The 19,025-nt window shown below is 42.8% G+C and carries 17 protein-coding genes and 1 other RNA gene; 15 read left to right on the forward strand and 3 right to left on the reverse strand.

Annotated elements, in window-relative coordinates:
- Positions 1-2 precede the first annotated feature (2 nt).
- The 5 genes from HOP08_17765 (at position 3) to HOP08_17785 (ending at position 7,598) form a co-directional block, all read left to right on the forward strand.
- The gene (locus HOP08_17765; protein ID NOT76777.1) at positions 3-4,574 is read left to right on the forward strand and encodes a hypothetical protein; all 4,572 of its coding nucleotides are present in this window, start codon (positions 3-5) and stop codon (positions 4,572-4,574) included.
- On the forward strand, positions 4,552-5,397 hold the full coding sequence (locus HOP08_17770) for a DUF2279 domain-containing protein (GenBank protein ID NOT76778.1): 846 nt from the start codon (positions 4,552-4,554) through the stop codon (positions 5,395-5,397). Before HOP08_17765 ends, HOP08_17770 begins: the two co-directional genes overlap by 23 nt.
- Positions 5,398-5,510: 113 nt before the next feature.
- A complete protein-coding gene (locus HOP08_17775) occupies positions 5,511-5,909 on the forward strand; it encodes a hypothetical protein (protein ID NOT76779.1) in 399 nt (132 codons plus the stop codon).
- Between the two features lie 48 nt (positions 5,910-5,957).
- An RNA gene (gene rnpB, locus HOP08_17780) (RNase P RNA component class A) lies at positions 5,958-6,387 on the forward strand.
- A gap of 50 nt (positions 6,388-6,437) precedes the next feature.
- Positions 6,438-7,598 carry a sigma-54-dependent Fis family transcriptional regulator gene (locus HOP08_17785; GenBank protein ID NOT76780.1) on the forward strand — a complete coding sequence of 387 codons (1,161 nt, stop codon included), beginning with the start codon at positions 6,438-6,440 and terminating at the stop codon, positions 7,596-7,598.
- A gap of 263 nt (positions 7,599-7,861) precedes the next feature.
- Here the strand turns inward: HOP08_17785 and HOP08_17790 are convergent, their stop codons facing one another.
- Positions 7,862-8,845 carry an acyl transferase gene (locus tag HOP08_17790; protein ID NOT76781.1) on the reverse strand — a complete coding sequence of 328 codons (984 nt, stop codon included), beginning with the start codon at positions 8,843-8,845 and terminating at the stop codon, positions 7,862-7,864.
- A gap of 37 nt (positions 8,846-8,882) precedes the next feature.
- On the opposite strand from HOP08_17790, the gene HOP08_17795 reads away from it, so the two are divergent.
- Entirely contained in the window at positions 8,883-9,611 is a 729-nt protein-coding gene (locus tag HOP08_17795; GenBank protein ID NOT76782.1) for a hypothetical protein, read from the forward strand.
- Between the two features lie 6 nt (positions 9,612-9,617).
- Here HOP08_17795 and HOP08_17800 read toward each other — a convergent pair whose 3' ends face one another.
- The gene (locus HOP08_17800) at positions 9,618-11,897 is read right to left on the reverse strand and encodes a transketolase (protein ID NOT76783.1); all 2,280 of its coding nucleotides are present in this window, start codon (positions 11,895-11,897) and stop codon (positions 9,618-9,620) included.
- 497 nt (positions 11,898-12,394) lie between these two features.
- On the opposite strand from HOP08_17800, the gene ald reads away from it, so the two are divergent.
- The 7 genes from ald to HOP08_17835 all read left to right on the forward strand — a co-directional run bounded on the left by ald (position 12,395) and on the right by HOP08_17835 (position 17,139).
- A complete protein-coding gene (gene ald / locus HOP08_17805; protein NOT76784.1) occupies positions 12,395-13,510 on the forward strand; it encodes an alanine dehydrogenase in 1,116 nt (371 codons plus the stop codon).
- Positions 13,511-13,615: 105 nt separating this feature from the next.
- Positions 13,616-14,044, forward strand: a complete 429-nt coding sequence (locus HOP08_17810) for a DUF1801 domain-containing protein (GenBank protein NOT76785.1) — start codon at positions 13,616-13,618, stop codon at positions 14,042-14,044.
- A gap of 14 nt (positions 14,045-14,058) precedes the next feature.
- Complete coding sequence (locus HOP08_17815) at positions 14,059-14,643, forward strand: Crp/Fnr family transcriptional regulator (GenBank protein ID NOT76786.1); 585 nt, start codon at positions 14,059-14,061, stop codon at positions 14,641-14,643.
- Positions 14,644-15,298: 655 nt separating this feature from the next.
- Entirely contained in the window at positions 15,299-15,652 is a 354-nt protein-coding gene (locus HOP08_17820) for a nuclear transport factor 2 family protein (GenBank protein NOT76787.1), read from the forward strand.
- 12 nt (positions 15,653-15,664) lie between these two features.
- Positions 15,665-16,138: a DoxX family protein gene (locus HOP08_17825; GenBank protein ID NOT76788.1), complete on the forward strand. Its 474-nt coding sequence runs from the start codon at positions 15,665-15,667 to the stop codon at positions 16,136-16,138.
- Positions 16,139-16,249: 111 nt separating this feature from the next.
- A complete protein-coding gene (locus HOP08_17830; GenBank protein ID NOT76789.1) occupies positions 16,250-16,750 on the forward strand; it encodes a hypothetical protein in 501 nt (166 codons plus the stop codon).
- Complete coding sequence (locus tag HOP08_17835) at positions 16,750-17,139, forward strand: glyoxalase/bleomycin resistance/extradiol dioxygenase family protein (GenBank protein NOT76790.1); 390 nt, start codon at positions 16,750-16,752, stop codon at positions 17,137-17,139. The genes HOP08_17830 and HOP08_17835 overlap by 1 nt, the downstream gene beginning before the upstream one ends.
- Here HOP08_17835 and HOP08_17840 read toward each other — a convergent pair.
- Positions 17,132-17,608: a hypothetical protein gene (locus HOP08_17840; GenBank protein ID NOT76791.1), complete on the reverse strand. Its 477-nt coding sequence runs from the start codon at positions 17,606-17,608 to the stop codon at positions 17,132-17,134. The genes HOP08_17835 and HOP08_17840 overlap by 8 nt on opposite strands.
- Positions 17,609-17,668: 60 nt before the next feature.
- On the opposite strand from HOP08_17840, the gene HOP08_17845 reads away from it, so the two are divergent.
- Positions 17,669-18,220: an NADAR family protein gene (locus HOP08_17845; protein ID NOT76792.1), complete on the forward strand. Its 552-nt coding sequence runs from the start codon at positions 17,669-17,671 to the stop codon at positions 18,218-18,220.
- 32 nt (positions 18,221-18,252) lie between these two features.
- Positions 18,253-19,023, forward strand: coding sequence for a DNA alkylation repair protein (locus tag HOP08_17850; GenBank protein ID NOT76793.1), 771 nt, complete (start codon positions 18,253-18,255; stop codon positions 19,021-19,023).
- The last annotated feature ends 2 nt before the right edge of the window (positions 19,024-19,025 follow it).

Raw genomic sequence — 19,025 nt, forward strand, 5'->3', positions numbered from 1 at the left:
GAATGAAATGGCAAGTTATTAAAATTCGGGTTCTACAGTGGCTAAAGAGAATTGTACTCTATGGCCTTTTTGGAACACTGGTTTTTGCTGTTGTAGCATTCGGTGTACTGCAGATCCCCTCCGTTCAAAAAGCAATTGTTAACCGGCTTGTAGGGGGATTTTCTGAAGTCTCAGGTTTCGAAACAGAATTCGATAGCTTTTACCTCCTCTGGTATGATCGCCTTGAAATCAAGGGCCTCCGCATCACCGATCCCCAGAATAATACCATGATCGAGGCAGGCCGCCTTTATATTAATTACAGTCTCAAGAGTCTTACAAAAAACAAAAACATAAACCTCGATGCCGTTTCCCTCACCGGTGGTGTTGTGAATCTTGTTACCATCCCGGAATCTGACAGCTCGAAAGATCTCAACATTAATGTATGGATCGCTGCCATTGAAAAACAACTCTCATCCGGAAAGAAAAGTACAGGAGGCTCAGGTGCCAAGGTAAACATCGGGGAAGTGGTGGTGGAGCAATGCCAATTCTCCTACAACCGCATTGACAAAGACTCTACCCGTTATGGCTTTGACTCCAATCACTTCATCATTGGCCTGGACGAAGGTAATCTGAATAATTTTAAAGTCATCGGTGATACGATCGAGTTCAATCTTGAGTCCATGCAGGCAAAGGATCGGAAGACCCAGCTCACCATAAAAGAGATGAGCACCTTCTTTCGCATCAGTCAATCCTCGATGGAATTTCGTGGACTCAATCTGAATGTTAACAAGAGTCATGTTTCAGATACTATCATCCTTAAATACAATAGCCAGGATGATCTGAGTGACTTTTATAATAAAGTTACTATTGAAGCTCACCTCAATAAGACAAGACTACATCCGGATGATCTCAGTGTCTTTACGTCTGGATTGGAAAGATGGAAAGATCCGATCTTATTAAGTGGCAGATTCAATGGAAAAATCAATCACTTCAATTTTAATCCGATGGAAATTTCCATTGGCTCATCCTACATTACCGGTAGTCTTGAAATGGATGGACTTCCTTCCATTAAAGAAACATTCATCAACGCCAGGCTTAAACCTTCCACGATCTCGGTTCGTGACATTGCTTTTATCCTTCCCGAAAATGTCAATACCAATCTCGCACGCTTTAATCAGATACAGTTAAAGGCAAGCTTCACCGGATTCATCAATGACTTTGTAACCAATGGCGATTTCAACACCCGCTTCGGAAAAGTCCAATCGGACATTAACTATAAGATCGCAGAAGATAACATCAGTCAGTCTTCCTACAGTGGAAAACTCCAGCTTACCAATTTTGATCTGGGAACATTTCTCAGCGACACCATCAACTTCCAAAAGGTGACGTTAAGCGGAAAGATCAACGGGAAAGGTTTTAATAAAGAGACTGCTGATTTTACCCTGAACGGCGACGTTGCTTCCATTGGCTTATGGGGATATCCCTATTCCAATATTCACTCCAACGCACGTTTTGCCAATCAGTTTTTCAAAGGTGAAATGGATATTGATGATCCAAACCTTCAATTCAGCATGACAGGTTCCATTGACCTTCGTGAAGGAAAAGATCTTATCAACGTCAAGGCACGGCTCGACACTGCCCTCCTTCACGAACTGAAGCTCACCAAAGAAAAGATCTTTCTTCAATCATACGTGGATATTGATAGCAAAGGCCTGGAGCTGGATTCCATTATCGGTACCGCTCTTTTCAAAAACACGCAGGTACAATTCCGCGACGAGACGATCCTGTTTGATTCGGTCAGGGTTATCTCTGAAAATGAAAACAATCAGAGATCTCTTACCCTGCGTAGCTCAGCCTTGGATCTTTCACTGAAAGGTGACTTTTACTATTCAACATTATTCAATGACATCGATCGTCTGATCCGTGAGTTCTTGCTCAATCTTAAGAATGATCCTATTGCCATTCAGGGTTATTATGCAAACAAGCCAAAGACTGAACAAACCTATAAAGCGATCATCAGGGCTGAAGTTCACAATGTGAATCCAGTATTCCAGCTATTGGATCTTGATCTTCACTCCTCGAAAGAGACTTTAATTCAGGGCGAATTTTCCAACAACATTACTTCCAACCTTCAGATGTTCTCAACCATTGACTCCATCACCTACAATGGTCAAACTTTTATTGGAAATGAAATCGAGTTTAATGGATCGAAAGTCAGGGATAGCGCACAGGTACTGGCACAACTTACAGTCAACTCCGCCAGGCAGCAGCTGAACAAAAATGTCTATACCAAAAACCTTTTTGTAGAAGGCATCTGGAACCGTGATCACATTGATCTGGGATTTGATATCGATCAGGAGGGGTATGATAACTCTATTCGCCTCCGTTCTGAAATTGATTTTCTCAATGACAGTACCAAGATCAGGATCCTGCCATCCTCCGTAAAAATACTGGGGGAGAACTGGACTTTCAACAAAGGAAACTACACGCTTGTCAGCGGACGCGAGTGGGATATTCACAATCTAGGCATCCGGCATGAGGCAGAATCCATCATTATCAATGGCGCCATATCCCATGATCCCACAAAAGTCCTGGAAGTCAGTATTGAAAATTTTGATCTCTCCTTCTTCGACTTCTTTAGTTCAGAAAAATTCAAGGGACTTTTAAATGCGGAGATCAGGCAACGGGATATGTACTCCAGTCTTTATATTGAGAATCAGCTCACGATTGATTCTCTCGTTATCAACGATTTTTTTGTAGGTGAGATAAAAGGGAATAATGTCCGTGATCCTGAAACTGATCACGTCAACATTGATTTTACAATCGATCGACTTAAAAACAGGATTGTTGACATCAAGGGATACTATGATCCCAAAGACACAGAGAATCCATTACACACAAAAGCAATCCTTGAGAAGGCAAACCTCAAGTTGCTGGAGCCTGTTATCAAAGATATCTTCACTCGTCTCGATGGCACGATCACAGGTGTCTATAACATTGAAGGAACCTTTGCCAAACCAAACATCACGGGGGAAGCAAAAATTGAGAATGGTCAGCTGATGATCAATTACCTGAAAACACTATACAAAATAACCGGAACGGTTGGCATCACCCCTACCCGCATTCTCTTCAAGGACTTCGAACTGATCGATCCCTTCAAAAATAAAGGAACACTGGATGGATATATCGCGCACAAAAGTTTCTCCAAGATGCGAATTGACATTGATGCCTCGTTTAATAATTTTCATCTGCTGAATACTACGGCAAAGGATAACAATCTTTTCTATGGTCAGGCTTTTGGAACAGGTAACCTTAATATTCTCGGCCCCGTTGCCAATCTTAAAATATCCTCCACGGTACGAACGAATAAAAACACCAGACTTTCTATCCCTGTCGGCGGAACTTCCTCCCAGGAAAAGAAGGAGTTCATTCAGTTCACACATTTCACTGACAGCCTTCAAAAGAAAATTGCAGCAAAGGAAGTTCTGAAGCGCGAACTCTCCGGAATCTCTCTGGATATGAATGTTGAAGTAACACCGGATGCCTATGCTGAGATCATTTTCGATATTAAATCGGGAGACATTATCCGTGGAAGAGGTAACGGTGACCTACAGCTTCAGATAGATACCAAAGGTGATTTTAACATGTTTGGATCACTGGCCTTTACCGAAGGAGCTTACAACTTTACCCTGGCAGATATTATCAATAAAGAATTCAGCATCAGGCCAGGAAGCAGTATTACCTGGTTCGGTGATCCCTATCAGGCAATTCTTAATATTACCGCAAGCTATCGTCAGTTGACTTCCCTCGGACCTATTCTGGCGGACCAGACCCTTGTAAATGATCCGAATATCAAAAGAAAATATCCGGTGGAAGTACTTCTAAAACTGGATGGAGCAATGCTTTCACCCGTTTTCAATTATGACATTGAAGCAAAGAATCTTCCTGACAACGTTACGGCAGCAACATCCGGGAAATCCGTTAACCTTAAGTTTGAGTTCAACGCATTCAGGGCGAAGCTTGATGAGCAGGAATTAAAACGACAGGTATTCAGTTTGATCATCCTGCGAAAGCTTTCTCCTCTTGATGCGTTCGATACGGGTGGTTCTCTCTACAATAGTGTGAGTGAGTTGCTGTCCAATCAATTAAGCTATTGGCTCAGCCAGGTGGATCAGAATCTGGAGGTAGATCTTGACTTGGGAAAGCTGGATCAGGAAACCTTTAATACTTTCCAGCTAAGGCTTTCCTATTCATTCCTGAATGGAAGATTGCGTGTTACTAAAGACGGTAACTTCGGTAATTCACAAGTGACCCGTTCGGAGATCTCAACCATTGCCGGCGACTGGACAGTAGATTACCTTCTTACACCGGATGGAAAATTCAAAGTAAAGATGTACAGTCGTTCCAATGTCAATCAGCTGCAGGGAACGCTGAACAACCAGACCACGGCCGTTACCACAGGCGCAAGTTTTACTTATACACAGAACTTTAATACGTTTAAAGATCTTCTCACCTCCGCACGGGAAAAAAGAAGAAGAGAATTGGAAGAAAATCCTCCTGAAGAAGAACCAGATGACGATCAGGGATCGAATTAAGACATTCTTCAAAAATATCAAGGACCCGTCATTTGCAAGAGCGCGAATCAAAGGGGTATTGGCATTCTCATTCGGTGTATACTCGCTCATGATGCTGGCATTGGGTTATGCCTGGTATTCTCAACAATGGGGAGGCTCCTTTCATTTCTTCAATGACGCAGCAGAGTGGAAGCAGATGGACAAGTTTGCCCATTTCTTCTGGACATTTCAGGTAAGTGTGCTCGCAACACGACTTCTTACATGGGCTCAACCTGACACGCGCAAAGCATCTATCTGGGGAGCGACTCTCGGCTTTCTCTTCGTTTCATCCATTGAAATATTCGATGGTTTTTCACAGGATTATGGAGCATCGGTTTACGATGTACTTGCCAATGCAGCTGGTTGCCTTGCATTTATTTCACAACGCCTCATCTTCAAAAAGATAATGGTCTGGCCAAAATTCTCCTTTCACCCTACCGCCTTTGCTCCTCTGCGACCTAATATGCTGGGAGATGGCTTTCTGGAAGAAGTGTTAAAAGATTATAACGGACAGACATTCTGGTACAGCGCAAGCTTCAAAATCCTTCCGCTTCCATCGTGGCTCACGCTGGCAGTAGGTGTTGGTGCTGAAGGAATGGTTCGTGCCCGTGATGAAGAGAATGCATTAATGAATCTATCTCCTCACCGGAAATACTTTTTATCGTTTGATCTGAATCTCACAGAAGTCAAGACCTCCTCAAAGATTATGAATGCAGGATTGAGGATTCTGAATGTTATCAAGTTCCCTGCCCCCGCCATCGAAATTTCAAGTGAAGGCATGAAGTTTCATCCTGTTTATTTTTAAATAGAGGCGATTACACAGAAATAGCATAGAAACCAGCAAGGACTTTAATTCTTAAGAAATTCTTAATTTCAAAGCTGTTTCTACAGTAACTTGTGACCTGAATTTGAACCGCCATGGACTTCACCGCCTTCATGAAAAAATACGCTGAACAGATCAATGGTCAGTATATTGAATATAACTCAACACTTTCAGTGATCATTATTCCCGTTGCCGGAAACCGCTTTCAAACGGTGATGGGCAATATCAAACAAAGCGCTCTGTACAACCGCAAGGTGATTACCTTCACTTCCAAGGTCTGCCCTATGACGGATACGATTGATTTCAAAATGCTATTGGAGCAGACTGCATTCTTTAATTACTGCAGGTTCATGATATCTGAAAACTATCTTCAGGTTGAGGCAGTTTCTGCATTGGAAGCTTCCTCAGAAGATGATATCAAGGAGATGTTACAGGAAGTCGCCAATCTTGCGGATCAGTATGAAATGAAATTGACAGGCGCTGATATCCACTAGCGCTACTGCACTAAATCCGCATTTAACATTCTTTTACCTACTTTTGCTGATGCAAGACAACTTATCGCTTCCCGACTTGTCGGGGGGAGGAAAGTCCGGGCAACATAGAGCATCGTACTTCCTAACAGGAAGGTCTTGAAGCAGTTAAATGTTTCAGGAACAGAAAGTGCCACAGAAAACAGACTACCACTGAAATCACGAAAGTGTACTTCAGGGGAAAAGGTGAAAAGGTGAGGTAAGAGCTCACCGCTCGAATGGTGACATTGGAGGCATGGTAAACCTTACGAGTTGAAAAGCCAAATAAGTGACGTCCATTCATTTGGAATAGCTGCTCGCTATTGTCCGCCAATTGGCAGACAGCGTTACGGGTAGGCTGCTAGAGTCCGTCAGTGATGACGAGGCCAGACAAATGATAGGTGCCCTGAAGGAACATGTGTCTTTCAGGGAACAGAACCCGGCTTATCGGCTTGCATTTTTAACATGAAACCTGTTGCGTGAAAGCGCGGCAGGTTTCACTATTTTTGCCCTATGTCAAAAATTCTAATCATCGAAGACGAAGCCAGCATTCGTGCAGTACTAAAGGAGATCCTTTTAGATCAAAAAGAACTAAAGCTGGAAGTCGATGAAGCCAAAGACGGCGCGGAAGGCTTGCTCCTTCTCGAAAGCAGTACCTATGACCTGGCCTTTTGTGATATAAAAATGCCGAAGATGGACGGAATGGAAGTGTTGCAGAAAGCCAAAGACAAAAATATCAACACTCCTTTTATTATGATCTCTGCTCATGGCACTACTGAAATGGCAGTGGACGCAATCAAAATGGGAGCTTACGATTTTATGCAGAAGCCACCTGACCTGAATCGCCTGCTGATCACTGTAAGAAATGCACTGGACCGCAACTCATTGGTAAAAGAGACAAAATCCCTTCGTAAAAAAGTTTCACGCAAGTATGAAATGATCGGCGCTTCTCCTGCCCTGGACCGTGTTCGTGAAATGATCGATAAAGTCGCTCCTACCGAAGCGCGCGTACTTATTACAGGACCTAATGGAAGTGGAAAAGAACTTGTCGCAAGATCCATCCATGAAAAAAGTCATAACGCCGATGGTCCATTTGTAGAGGTTAACTGCGCCGCTATTCCAAGTGAGCTGATTGAAAGTGAATTATTCGGTCATGAGAAAGGATCCTTCACCTCTGCCGTAAAGCAACGTATCGGAAAGTTTGAACAGGCTGAAGGAGGTACTTTGTTCCTGGATGAGATTGGAGATATGAGTCTTGCCGCACAGGCTAAAGTATTGCGGGCATTACAAGAGAATAAGATCACCCGCGTGGGTGGTGATAAAGATATTTCCGTGAGCGTTCGTGTGCTTGCGGCAACCAACAAAAACCTTAAGAAGGAAATTACAGAAAATCACTTTCGTGAAGACTTGTATCATCGCCTTGGAGTGATCCTCATTGATGTGCCGGCTCTTACTGATCGTAAAGAAGATATCGCACTCCTTGCTGAGAAATTCTTAAAGGATATCTCGGAAGAATATGGATCGAAGAAAAAAGAAGTCGAGCCGAAAGCGATTAAGCTATTGGAAGCCCATCCCTGGGCAGGCAATATCCGCGAACTGCGGAATGTTATTGAAAGGTTGGTAATTATGGCCGGCGATAGTATCAAGCCTGAGGACGTGAAGAAGTATCTGTAATTTTATCTGACATCCTTCCGAGATTAATCGTCAAGGTCAGACAAAAGAAAAGCAAACTACTAGATCTTGTTCTCAGTCTTCTTGATATCCTTCTTGCTGTAGGTTGGGCAAGTGTATTGGCTGCATGAAGTAAGGAATCCTGCTAACGCGATAACTGCTAAAACTTTTTTCATAATGGCTAGGTTTATGGGTAACAAAATTAGTAAAGCCCCCCTGTTTCGCAAGCCTGACGTAAGTTTTTGTCACTTTAGCGAGAAAAATGGTCAACCGACCAGCAGATTACACCCCCTGACGTCGCTATTGTCCATTCGTCCAAGTACCTCAAAATGACCATTCTGATCTAATCTCCCTAAATCCTGAGTTTCAATAAAAGAGCAGGAATGGGCATTGGCCAAATCAATCACATTTATCAGTCCCGCTGTATGGTTTTCCAGGCTAAAGGGATCGTTTATTTCCCGCAAAAGTACCCTCATTGACGGTGGACACTCAAATACTCCATTTCCCATCGAATATGCCTGCGACAGCAATTCCGTCATTCCATACTCAGAATAGACCTTGTCAATATTCATGTTCTCACACAGAATACCGTGAAGCTCCTGTCGCGTAATCTCCTGACGGCGTCCTTTCATCCCACCGGTTTCCATCACAATGCAATGACTAAGATCTACATCAAATTGTTCTGCCATATCCCACAGCGCAAATGAAACCCCCAGTAACAAAACCTTCTTACCTCCTTTCAACTCTTCCAGCTGCCTGACAAGCTTTTCAAGATCATTGAGATAAAATCCTGAAGAGGGTGATTTACTTTCCTGAATGAAATGATTGGCCATTGCCACCAGTGAGGAACCTGTGCGCTCCAGGTAAGAAGGCAGCAGGCACAATACATGAAACTGATCCAGGGGTCCGAAGGCCGTCTCAAATAATCTTTGACTGTGCCTTAGATAAAAATTCAGGGAAGGGACTGAATGTCTGCTTACCTCCTGCCCTGTAGTACCGCTGCTGGTAAATACAACCTCCGGTCTCCACTGACCGGATGCAACATTATGAGATTTAAAAAAGCTGATGGGAAGGAAGGGTATCTCTGCTAAAGAGTTGATTTTGTCTGCTGATACCCCCAGATAAGTGAGGTAATTTCGGTAAACTTCGCTGTTAACCGCTTGAAAGTGGAATTGTTTTAATGCAATTTCCCGGAAGCTATCTTCGTTTTCAGGATATAAATCTGTGGCAAAACTTTCAAATGTCTGCAAGCGGTTACAATTTTACAGGTTGGTAAATTTATAATAAATGAAGTTGTCAGGAAAAGGGTTGATTTTATTCATGGTGGTGGCAGTCCTGATGGGTTCTTGTTTCGATCCACCTGAGTATTCCAATACACCGGTCATTTCCTATGTGAAAACGGTGTACAAAGATGCCTCCAACCCCAGTCTGAACGATTCGCTCATCGTAAGCGTCACTTTCAAAGATGGAAATGGCGACCTCGGTCTCAATGATCCGGATACGCTGGATCCTTACAACAATAAGTACTATTTCAGATTCCTTGATAATTCTTTAATCACATACAAGACCCGTCGTACCAATCCGAACTACGATACTCTTCCTGCTTTCATAAAACCTTACTATTGTCTTAATTGGGAGATCCGTAAAATCAATGGTAAAATTGACACCGTTTATTTTCAGCTCAACCCAAACTATTACAACTGGTTCATCAAGTTCTATGTACAGGATCCTATCACAGCGGAATACAATGAACTTAACTTTCAAACGGATTTTGTAACAGGCCCCAATAGTTGCGGTATATCCAGCAACGGACGGTTTCCCATTCTTTCAAGAACCGGAAAGAGCGTTCCCATTGAAGGTACTATCAACTGGGGATTCCCGTCACCGCTTTTTGAACTGATTATTGGAAGCCGGAAATTCAAAGTGAAAGTTACCATTCAGGACCGGTCTTTAAACAGGAGTAATACTGTTGAAAGTGAGCCTCTGCTCCTCAATCAAATAAGGATCAGAGTTTAAGATCAGTTAATAGATCGGAGGAAACTTATCCGCATCTGATTCTCTCATCATGAGATAGATCTTGTCAACGATCTCTTCGGCATTTGGCTTTGAGAAGTAATCACCATCCGTGCCATAAGCTGGTCTATGCTCTTTGCCTGTGATCGTCAATGGCTTTGCATCCAGGAAATGATATCCCCCCTGCTCTTCCAGCACTTTCTGCATCATGAAAGAGGTAGCTCCTCCAGGAACATCCTCATCTGCGAAAACAATACGATTGGTTTTCTTGAGTGATTCTACTATTGAATGGTGAATATCAAAAGGAAGCAATGTCTGCACATCGATCACCTCACATGAAACTCCGATTTTCTCAAGTTCGTTAGCTGCATCCATCACAACACGGCACATAGATCCATACGTAACAATGGTAACATCTGTTCCCGCCCTCAATACTTCCGGCACACCCAACGGCACTGTAAACTCACTGACATTATCAGGAAGCTTTTCCTTCATTCGATATCCATTCAGACACTCGATCATCAAAGCAGGATCGTCAGACTGAAGCATCGTGTTATAAAATCCTGCCGCCTGCGTCATGTCGCGCGGTGTAAGAACATAGATACCACGGATACTTCCGAGGATAAGGCTCATCGGGGAACCAGCATGCCATACACCTTCCAGACGATGACCACGAGTACGAATGATCAACGGTGCTTTCTGTCCGCCTTTGGTGCGATATTGAAGACATGCAAGGTCATCAGACATGATCTGAATGGCATACAAGAGATAATCCAGGTATTGTATCTCAGCAATAGGACGAAGACCTCTCAACGCAAGGCCAATTCCCTGACCCAGAATGGTACATTCACGAATTCCTGTGTCAGTGACACGCAGGTCGGAATACTTTTCCTGTAAGCCTGCAAAGCCTTGATTTACATCGCCAATCTTTCCAACGTCTTCTCCGAAAGCAAGCACCCGAGGGTCACGTTCCAGAGCAGCGCGGAAGCAAGCTTGCAATATCTCACGACCATCCACCAATGAAGAGTTGTCTGAATACACAGCCTTCTGCTCCTTCACTTTCAATGCAGACCATTCTGATTGACTGTAGAGATGGGAACTGTAGCGCTCTTCATTTTCAGAAGAAGTACGTTCTACCCATTGTATTATCTTTTCACGAACCTCAGAAGGTTTTCCTATGAGAAGCCTCAGCGTTCTTTTGGCAGCCTTTACAGAATCCAGCCTAAGAGGATTGATGGTCTTTTCAAGTTCATGACGAATATCATCGATGGCTTCATTCTGGGATTTGGCATCCTCAAGATAACCCATCAACTCACGCTGATCGCGCTGAATATCTTTATTAAATGCTTTCCATGCTGCTTCCTTTTCGGATTTGGCGAAAGCTTTTGCTTCCTTTTCAAGTTCTGTTAATTCTTCCGGAGTGCTGAGTTCATTCTGAAGAATCCATTCCCGCATCTTGCGATTACAGTCATGCTCAACTTCCCACTTTAATCGCTCTTTGGATTTGTAACGCTCATGTGATCCTGAAGTGGAGTGGCCCTGAGGCTGGGTCATTTCATCTACGTGAATGAGCACAGGAACATGTTCTTCGCGGCAAACTTTTTCTGCTGCTTCAAATGTTTTACAAAGCGCTTCGTAATCCCAGCCATTTACTTTATAGATCTCATAGCCCTTGCTATTGTTGTCGCGCTGAAAGCCTTCAAGGATTTTGGAGATGCTTCCTTTTGTTGTCTGAAATTCTTTTGGAACAGAGATACCATACGCATCATCCCAGACTGCGGTGAGCATTGGTACCTGAAGAACTCCGGCAGCATTGATCGCTTCGAAGAACATCCCTTCTGAAGTCGATGCATTACCGATTGTTCCAAAGGCAATTTCATTTCCCTTGGTGGAAAGATCGGTCAGTCCGGCTAATCCTGGATTATTTCTGAAAAGTTTTGAAGCATAGGCAAGTCCCACTAGACGCGGCATCTGTGATGCTGTTGGTGAAACGTCGGAACTGCTGTTCTTTGATTTTGACAATGCTTTGAATGCACCCTTCTCATCCAGCATTCGTGTAGCATAATGACCATTCATCAATCTTCCTGCAGAGGCGGGATCCGCATTCACATCCGGATGAGCATACAACTGAGCAAAGTATTGTTGAAGCGTCAGTTCGCCGATGGCAAGCATGAACGTCTGATCACGATAATAACCGGAGCGGAAGTCACCATTTCTAAAGACCTTTGCCATTGCAATCTGGGCGATCTCTTTGCCGTCGCCGAAGATTCCAAACTTGGCTTTACCCATGAATACTTCCTTACGGCCAATCAGGCTTGCCTCACGACTGGCGCAAGCGAGCTTGTAGTCTGCCAGAATGGAAGCAATCTTCTTCTCCGTAAATCTCGACTTAATGGCTTTTGTCTGGCTCACGTTCTATTGAATGGATTGAATCAAAATTAAAGAAATTAGGAAGAGGGTTCAAAATGAAAATTTTACCCCAATAAAATTGCGATACTACTGTCAGGAACGAAAGAATTGAACCCAATCACCGTTTTTTACCAAAGTTTCCCCACCTCTTTTTCAAAGAGATAAATACCCCCGGATGGTCACCCTATTATAATCAAACCCACATATTCAGCGTCTTAAAGACCTGCAAATGCATGATTGGATTGTGTATTCAAAGTGGGTTTTATTTAAGTGAAAAATTCTAACTTTGCGCGCCGCTCGTTAAACACACATTTGACGCAGCATTGCAGATAAAATTCAGATCAGAACAAACACAGAACTATAAACTTATAATCATTATGATCATTGGTGTACCAAAAGAGATTAAGAATAATGAGAACCGCGTGGCGCTTACTCCTGCCGGAGCACAAGAGCTGACCCGCAGAAATCACACCGTTTACATTCAAACCAAAGCTGGAGAAGGAAGTGGCTTTTCAGATGAGGAATATTTAAAAGCCGGCGGGAAGATCCTTCCCACTGCAGAAGACATTTTCAGCATTGCTGAAATGATCATGAAGGTTAAAGAACCTGTAGAGCAAGAGTACACGCTCATTCGCAAAGATCAATTGGTATTCACATATTTTCACTTTGCTTCTTACGAGCCATTGGCACATGCCATGATCAAAACGGGTTCTGTTTGTCTTGCATATGAAACCGTTGAACGTGTTGACGGAAGCCTGCCCCTGCTGGTGCCGATGAGTGAAGTAGCAGGACGTATGGCCATACAGGAAGGTGCAAAATATCTTGAGAAACCTTTGAAAGGTCGCGGTATATTACTGGGTGGTGTTCCCGGAGTAATGCCTGGTAAAGTTCTGATCCTCGGTGGCGGTGTGGTAGGAACCAACGCAGCCAAAATTGCAGCGGGTATGGGCGCGGATGTTATCATCACGGATCTCAATCTTAACCGTCTTCGTTACCTTGACGATGTAATGCCAAAGAATGTTCATACGATGGTATCAAATGATTATGTGCTGCGCGAACTTGTAAAGACACATGATCTTATTGTTGGAGCCGTGCTGGTTCCGGGAGCGAAAGCACCGAAGCTGATCACACGCGACATGTTAAAGACTATGAGACCGGGTACCGTGCTAGTGGACGTTGCGGTGGATCAGGGTGGTTGTATCGAAACATGTAAGCCAACAACCCACGAGAATCCTACTTATATTATTGATGATGTAGTTCATTATTGTGTGGCGAATATGCCAGGAGCAGTTCCATACACTTCTACCCTTGCCCTTACAAATGCAACGTTGCCTTATGCGATCAAGCTTGCGAATCAGGGATGGAAGAAAGCCTGTCAGGAGAGCATGGAGCTGAGAAAGGGATTGAATGTTATCCAGGGTAAAGTAGTGTATAAGGCTGTTGCCGATTCATTCAACTTACCATTCACAGAAGTGAAAGAGTTTTTAGGATAAGTTATTTGTCAGATTTTTAAATGCCTGCGATGGATCAAGTCTGTCGCAGGCATTTTTATTGAAGTATGGCGATCTATTGTCTTCAGTATTTAATTAAATTTAGCAATGCCAACGAAGAAGAGTACGACGGTCAAACTTTCTGAACCAGAAAAAGTAGATCAGTTCATGAAGTCGGCCGTGCATCCGCTGGTGAAGGTGATGGAGGCATTAAGAAAGATCATCCTCAGCACGGATAAAGAGATCGGTGAAGAAATAAAGTGGAATGCTCCCTCCTTTTTCTATACCGGGGAAATGAAACCCTTTGATCCAAAAGAATATAAAAGGCATATCGTTGTATTCAATCTTCATAAGAAGGACGCGATCAGACTTATATTTCCATCCGGTGCTATTGTTGGAGATAAAACAGGCTTGCTGGAAGGCGATTATGCTGACGGCAGGCGTATCGCCAATTTTTCCGATCTTAAGGAAGTGAAAGCGAAAGAGGCAGACCTGAAAAAAGTTATTTCCAAATGGCTTAAATTATTGGATAAGTGATGGAACAAGGTCCTATGAATGCCGAACCCATTCTGAAGTACATCCGGAAGTATGTCGATCTTTCCAGTCAGGAAGAGATTCTTCTTCAATCTAAACTGATCCACAGAAAATATCTGAAGAACCAATTCATTGTTCAGCAGGGAGACATCTGTAAAGTTGAGAGCTTCGTGATCTCAGGTTGCGTAAGAACTTTCTATGCCGACAACAATGGAATCGAGCATGTTGTGATGTTTGCCATTGAGAACTGGTGGACGGGAGATCTTGGAAGTTATATCAGTCAGACGCCTGCCAATTATAATGTTCAGTGCCTGGAAAATACTGAGGTGATACAATTCTCGTATGATAACCTTGAATTTCTCTATAAGGAAATTCCCAGGCTTGAGCGCTTTTTCAGAATTATCATTCAGAAAGCTTTTGTTGCGTCTGAAGGAAGGATCGTTAGAAATTTCAGCTTTACTGCTAAAGAGAAATATCTTCAGTTCCGAAAGATGTATCCTGAGATTGAGCAGCGGGTGCCTCAGTATATGATTGCCTCCTACCTGGGGATTACAAAGGAGTTTCTAAGCAAGATCAGAAGTCAGTTGGTCTTTGAGCAATGATAATTTTTTTGCTTCGGAAATTAGATTAACGGAAGCAGGTAATTTGAAGTGTATTCATCAGTAAGCTGATATTTGATAAGCACGGTTTATTTGAAGGCATGCGTCATCCATAGCTACTCGCCTAAGACCCTCTCCACAAAAAAAAATTCATACAATCTGTAACATCAGCATTGTTTGATCGTAAATTTTGATGCCATTCTGCACAGTCTTTGGTTATCCTGATCGGAATTTTGAAGACATGGATTTGCAATTGGGAATTAGTCGGAATTGGTGATGTCTGTCACCCAATTTCATCTCTTTCCCTAGGTTCTGCCTAGGTTCAAGCTAGGTTCTGCCTAGGTTCAAGCTAGGTTCTGCCTAGGTTCAGGCTAGGTTCTACCTAGGTTCAGGCTAGGTTCTACCTAGGTTCAGGCTAGGTTCAGGCTAGGTTCTGCCTAGGTTCTTAATACCCTTTTCATAGGTCAATACCCATCTAATCACAGGTTAATATCTGTCAGGTATCGGATAATGTCCCATTGAGTGTCCTTTTTTATAAGCTTTTCATCTGGCGAGGGAAACTTTATTAACCTGGTTTAATATCCCTTTTTAACCTACCTCATTTTTACCGGGGGCCGTTCGCCCGTGCTTTGTTCCATCAAATAAAACAAAAGCACACATGAAAAAACTACTCGAGAACATCACAGACCTGAACGATTTAGTACTTCAGGGAAAGGCATTGGAGGCCTTTGAAAAGTATTATCACGACGACGTGATCATGCAGGAAAATGAAAACGCTCCTACCGTTGGGAAGGATGCCAACCGCCAACGCGAAAAAGAATTCTTTGCCTCCATCACAGAATTCCGTGGCGCACGTCCACTGAAGATCACTGTTGGTGCAGGAGTCACCATGGTGGAGTGGCATTACGATTACACCCACAAAGAATGGGGTGTTAAAAACTACAAACAGGTTTCCATCCAGGAATGGAAAGACGAAAAGATCATCAGAGAAAAATTCTATTACGCAGCTTAAACACTAATCAAAATGAAAAATCAAATCACCAAATCAGATCTGTCTTCAGCATTGCTCTTGCTCAGAGTAGTCCTTGCCCTCGTTATCTTCCCGCATGGCGCACAAAAACTATTCGGATGGTACGGCGGATATGGCTTTACCGGAACGATGCAATTCTTTACCGAAACTATCGGGATGCCATGGCTTCTGGGATTTTTAACTATCCTGCTTGAGACAGTAGGAACGCTTGCCTTACTGGCAGGCCTGGGAACAAGAGCACTTGGAGTCGCCTTTACTTTTCTTGCAGCAGGAATTGTATTCACAACACATTTACCAAATGGATTCTTTATGAACTGGTTTGGCAATCAGGCCGGAGAAGGATATGAGTACTTTATTCTCTGGGCAGGCATGACTATCACACTGGTCATCACAGGAGGCGGAAGGTATTCACTGGATTATCTTCTCCGGAAAGACAAGACGAGCATCCCTCCAATAGATAGATTTTAAGCTCAACAGCAAAAGAACCTAACCCTGCCTGGGTTGGGTTTTTTATTTATACCGTATTCTGAAAATGGTACTTCAGTTCCGATATTGTTATTTTGGAATAAACTATCCCACATGAAAAAGACCATCATCACATTCCTTTTTGCATTTACATCCCTGATAACCTTTTCACAGGAGTTTAAGGTTCCGGAAGACATCAAGCTGGAGAGTCGTGAAGATTTTGCAGCTCAGGAAAAGAACATTCTTTCCTGCGTGGACTGGTTAATGAAGACTCCCCTTACCGAACAAAAAGAAAAAAGGACGGAGGCCAATCGCTACCTGATGCAATGGCTTACAGGAACTCCGGATGTTCACATTGAAATCAAGCAGGAAATTGTAACCTTTATGGATTCACCCGATCTGCTGATGATCTTTATGGGCGCGTGGGCTAAAAACACAATTGAAACCAGGGATGCTGATAATAAGGCTGCCAATAATCTTAAAGGAATAGAAGCCGTTATGGAAGTATACACAAAGAACAGTGGCTCCATTCCCAAAATCAAAAGCATAGAAAAATACGTCAAGATGAAAGAGAAGGGAACACTGGAAGATTATATTAAGAGAAATTCAAATTGATGAAGATCGAACATCTTGCCATCTGGGTGGAAGACCTGGAACGAATGCGTGAATTTTATACGAAGTATTTTGCATTGACTTCCAATGATCAATACAGGAATGAAAAGAAAGGATTCAGTTCCTATTTCCTTTCCTTCGGAGAAAGCAAGACACGAATAGAGTTAATGCATCGGCACGATATCAATGAGTTTTCCGCAAAGCGCGGTTCTGTGAAAGGAATTGCTCATTTCGCCATTGCGGCAGGCAGCAAAGAAGAGGTCAATAATCTTACAGAACGTCTCCGCACCGATGGATACATTATTGAAAGTGAGCCGAGAACAACCGGAGATGGGTATTACGAAAGTGTGATACTGGATCCTGAAGGAAATAATATAGAGATCACTATCTGACACCTTTATCAAAAGGATTCTCATCCTGGATGATCATCGTTATTTTCTCTTTGCTGTTCAAATCTTCAAATGCATTCTTTGCCGTAAGATCAAACATATCCTGGAAATGATGGAGGAATAGTATTCCCGCCTTACTGATCGACTTTACTTCCGTCTTGTATTCCGGCACTGTGTAGGATTTGCTGGGTCCATTCATGACAGCTTCTTTATGCTGACTGAGCGATCGTCTCCAGTTCTCTTCAGGAACCTTGATCTCTTCCGGAACTGTGATCTTTGCTGTATTTTTTAATACTCCTTTTACTTTAAAAATATTTCCCTTCTTGATAAAGGGCGGAAATGTCTCAAAGGAATCCATTCTCGTAACTGCCACTTCTTCTGTATATTTCTTTATAAACCCGACTTCCACAACAAGATTGGATTCTTCAATTAATTCCGACAGTGATAGTTCACGATCCCGTATGATACTCATAGAAATTTGTATTTAAACAAGGTACAGTGATTATCTTTAAATCCAACAAAGCATGGAGACATGAAGTATGATATAAGCTCGCTCACCGCAAGGTTTAACCAGGGAGAAATTTTAAAATATATTTTCTTCTGGGGTCATTCTTCAAAGAGTGATGAAGCAGGGAAATTTGTATTCAGTCAATGGTACGACTCTCCTTTCACTGTTGAAGGGGTTCTCTACCCTACTGCTGAACATTGGATGATGGCACAAAAGGCGATACTCTTTAATGAGCCAGAGATCTTCCGGAAGATTCTTCTTTCCGATAAACCCGGAGCTGTAAAAGAACTTGGCAGGCAGATCAGAAATTTCAATGAAGATAAGTGGAATCAGGAAAAGTTTGGCATCGTAAAGGCCGGCAACTATCATAAGTTCAGTCAGAGTAAAAAGCTTAAAGACTATCTCGTCAGCACCGGTGATCGGATCATTGTAGAAGCCAGTCCCGTTGACACGATCTGGGGTATTGGATTGAGTCAGGATGCTCCCATGATTGAAAATCCCGCAACATGGAGGGGCTTGAATCTCCTTGGATTTGCTTTAATGGAAGTAAGGGATGAGCTAAATAATTTATCTTAGTTGATAAATTAGATTTAAATAATCCAGGAGTCATGCCTGCAAGGAAAAGCTTAAAGAGCAAGCCAAAAACCAAGTCTGTCATTTCATCAAAAGAACTCACCGCGAAGAAGTTCATTGATAAATTAAAATCATTGCAATCAGACGCAGAGAAAGAAAAGCTTCAGCGATATTTTAAGACCGATGATGGATCTTATGGTGCAGGTGATACATTTATGGGCATCCGGATGGGTTCACTTTTCGGAGTAGCAAAGGAATTCATGAACATGCCGGTTAAAGAAATAGAAAAATTACTGGAGAATAAGATTCACGAAGTAAGGGCTGGAGCAGTAAGCATCATGGATAAATCAGCCCGTGACAAGCACACAGGTGACATCCGCCGAAAAGAGTTATTTGATCTTTACATGCGAAGACATGATCGCATCAACAACTGGGATCTTGTAGATCTGGGATGTCTTCACATGACCGGAAGCTATTTATTTGACAAGCCAAGAACATTGCTGTACAAGATGGCTAAATCAAAGAATATGTGGGAACGAAGGACTGCTATTCTGAGTACTACCTATTTTATACGTCACGGTGATCTTAATGATACTTACAAGATCTCAGAAATGCTTTTGAAAGAAACAGAAGATCTTGTACAGAAAGCCGCAGGATGGATGCTGAGATTCGCAGGTGATAAAGATCACGAGCGACTCATTGAATTTCTTGATGAGCATGCTTCCACTATGCCAAGAACGATGCTCAGAAACACGTTGGAGAAGCTTGATAAAAAGAAGAAGGACTATTACATGAAACTTAAATAATA

This window comes from Cyclobacteriaceae bacterium, from assembly GCA_013141055.1.
Classification (GTDB): Bacteria; Bacteroidota; Bacteroidia; order Cytophagales; family Cyclobacteriaceae; genus ELB16-189.

Excerpts from the sequence above, each read along its gene's own strand:
- HOP08_17765 (NOT76777.1), top strand. The coding sequence starts at position 3 with ATGAAATGGCAAGTTATTAAAATTCGGGTTCTACAGTGGCTAAAGAGA.
- HOP08_17770 (NOT76778.1), top strand. The coding sequence starts at position 4,552 with ATGACGATCAGGGATCGAATTAAGACATTCTTCAAAAATATCAAGGAC.
- HOP08_17775 (NOT76779.1), top strand. The coding sequence starts at position 5,511 with ATGGACTTCACCGCCTTCATGAAAAAATACGCTGAACAGATCAATGGT.
- HOP08_17785 (NOT76780.1), top strand. The coding sequence starts at position 6,438 with ATGTCAAAAATTCTAATCATCGAAGACGAAGCCAGCATTCGTGCAGTA.
- HOP08_17795 (NOT76782.1), top strand. The coding sequence starts at position 8,883 with ATGAAGTTGTCAGGAAAAGGGTTGATTTTATTCATGGTGGTGGCAGTC.
- HOP08_17800 (NOT76783.1), bottom strand. The coding sequence starts at position 11,897 with ATGGGTAAAGCCAAGTTTGGAATCTTCGGCGACGGCAAAGAGATCGCC.
- ald (NOT76784.1), top strand. The coding sequence starts at position 12,395 with ATGATCATTGGTGTACCAAAAGAGATTAAGAATAATGAGAACCGCGTG.
- HOP08_17810 (NOT76785.1), top strand. The coding sequence starts at position 13,616 with ATGCCAACGAAGAAGAGTACGACGGTCAAACTTTCTGAACCAGAAAAA.
- HOP08_17815 (NOT76786.1), top strand. The coding sequence starts at position 14,059 with ATGAATGCCGAACCCATTCTGAAGTACATCCGGAAGTATGTCGATCTT.
- HOP08_17820 (NOT76787.1), top strand. The coding sequence starts at position 15,299 with ATGAAAAAACTACTCGAGAACATCACAGACCTGAACGATTTAGTACTT.
- HOP08_17825 (NOT76788.1), top strand. The coding sequence starts at position 15,665 with ATGAAAAATCAAATCACCAAATCAGATCTGTCTTCAGCATTGCTCTTG.
- HOP08_17830 (NOT76789.1), top strand. The coding sequence starts at position 16,250 with ATGAAAAAGACCATCATCACATTCCTTTTTGCATTTACATCCCTGATA.
- HOP08_17835 (NOT76790.1), top strand. The coding sequence starts at position 16,750 with ATGAAGATCGAACATCTTGCCATCTGGGTGGAAGACCTGGAACGAATG.
- HOP08_17840 (NOT76791.1), bottom strand. The coding sequence starts at position 17,608 with ATGAGTATCATACGGGATCGTGAACTATCACTGTCGGAATTAATTGAA.
- HOP08_17845 (NOT76792.1), top strand. The coding sequence starts at position 17,669 with ATGAAGTATGATATAAGCTCGCTCACCGCAAGGTTTAACCAGGGAGAA.
- HOP08_17850 (NOT76793.1), top strand. The coding sequence starts at position 18,253 with ATGCCTGCAAGGAAAAGCTTAAAGAGCAAGCCAAAAACCAAGTCTGTC.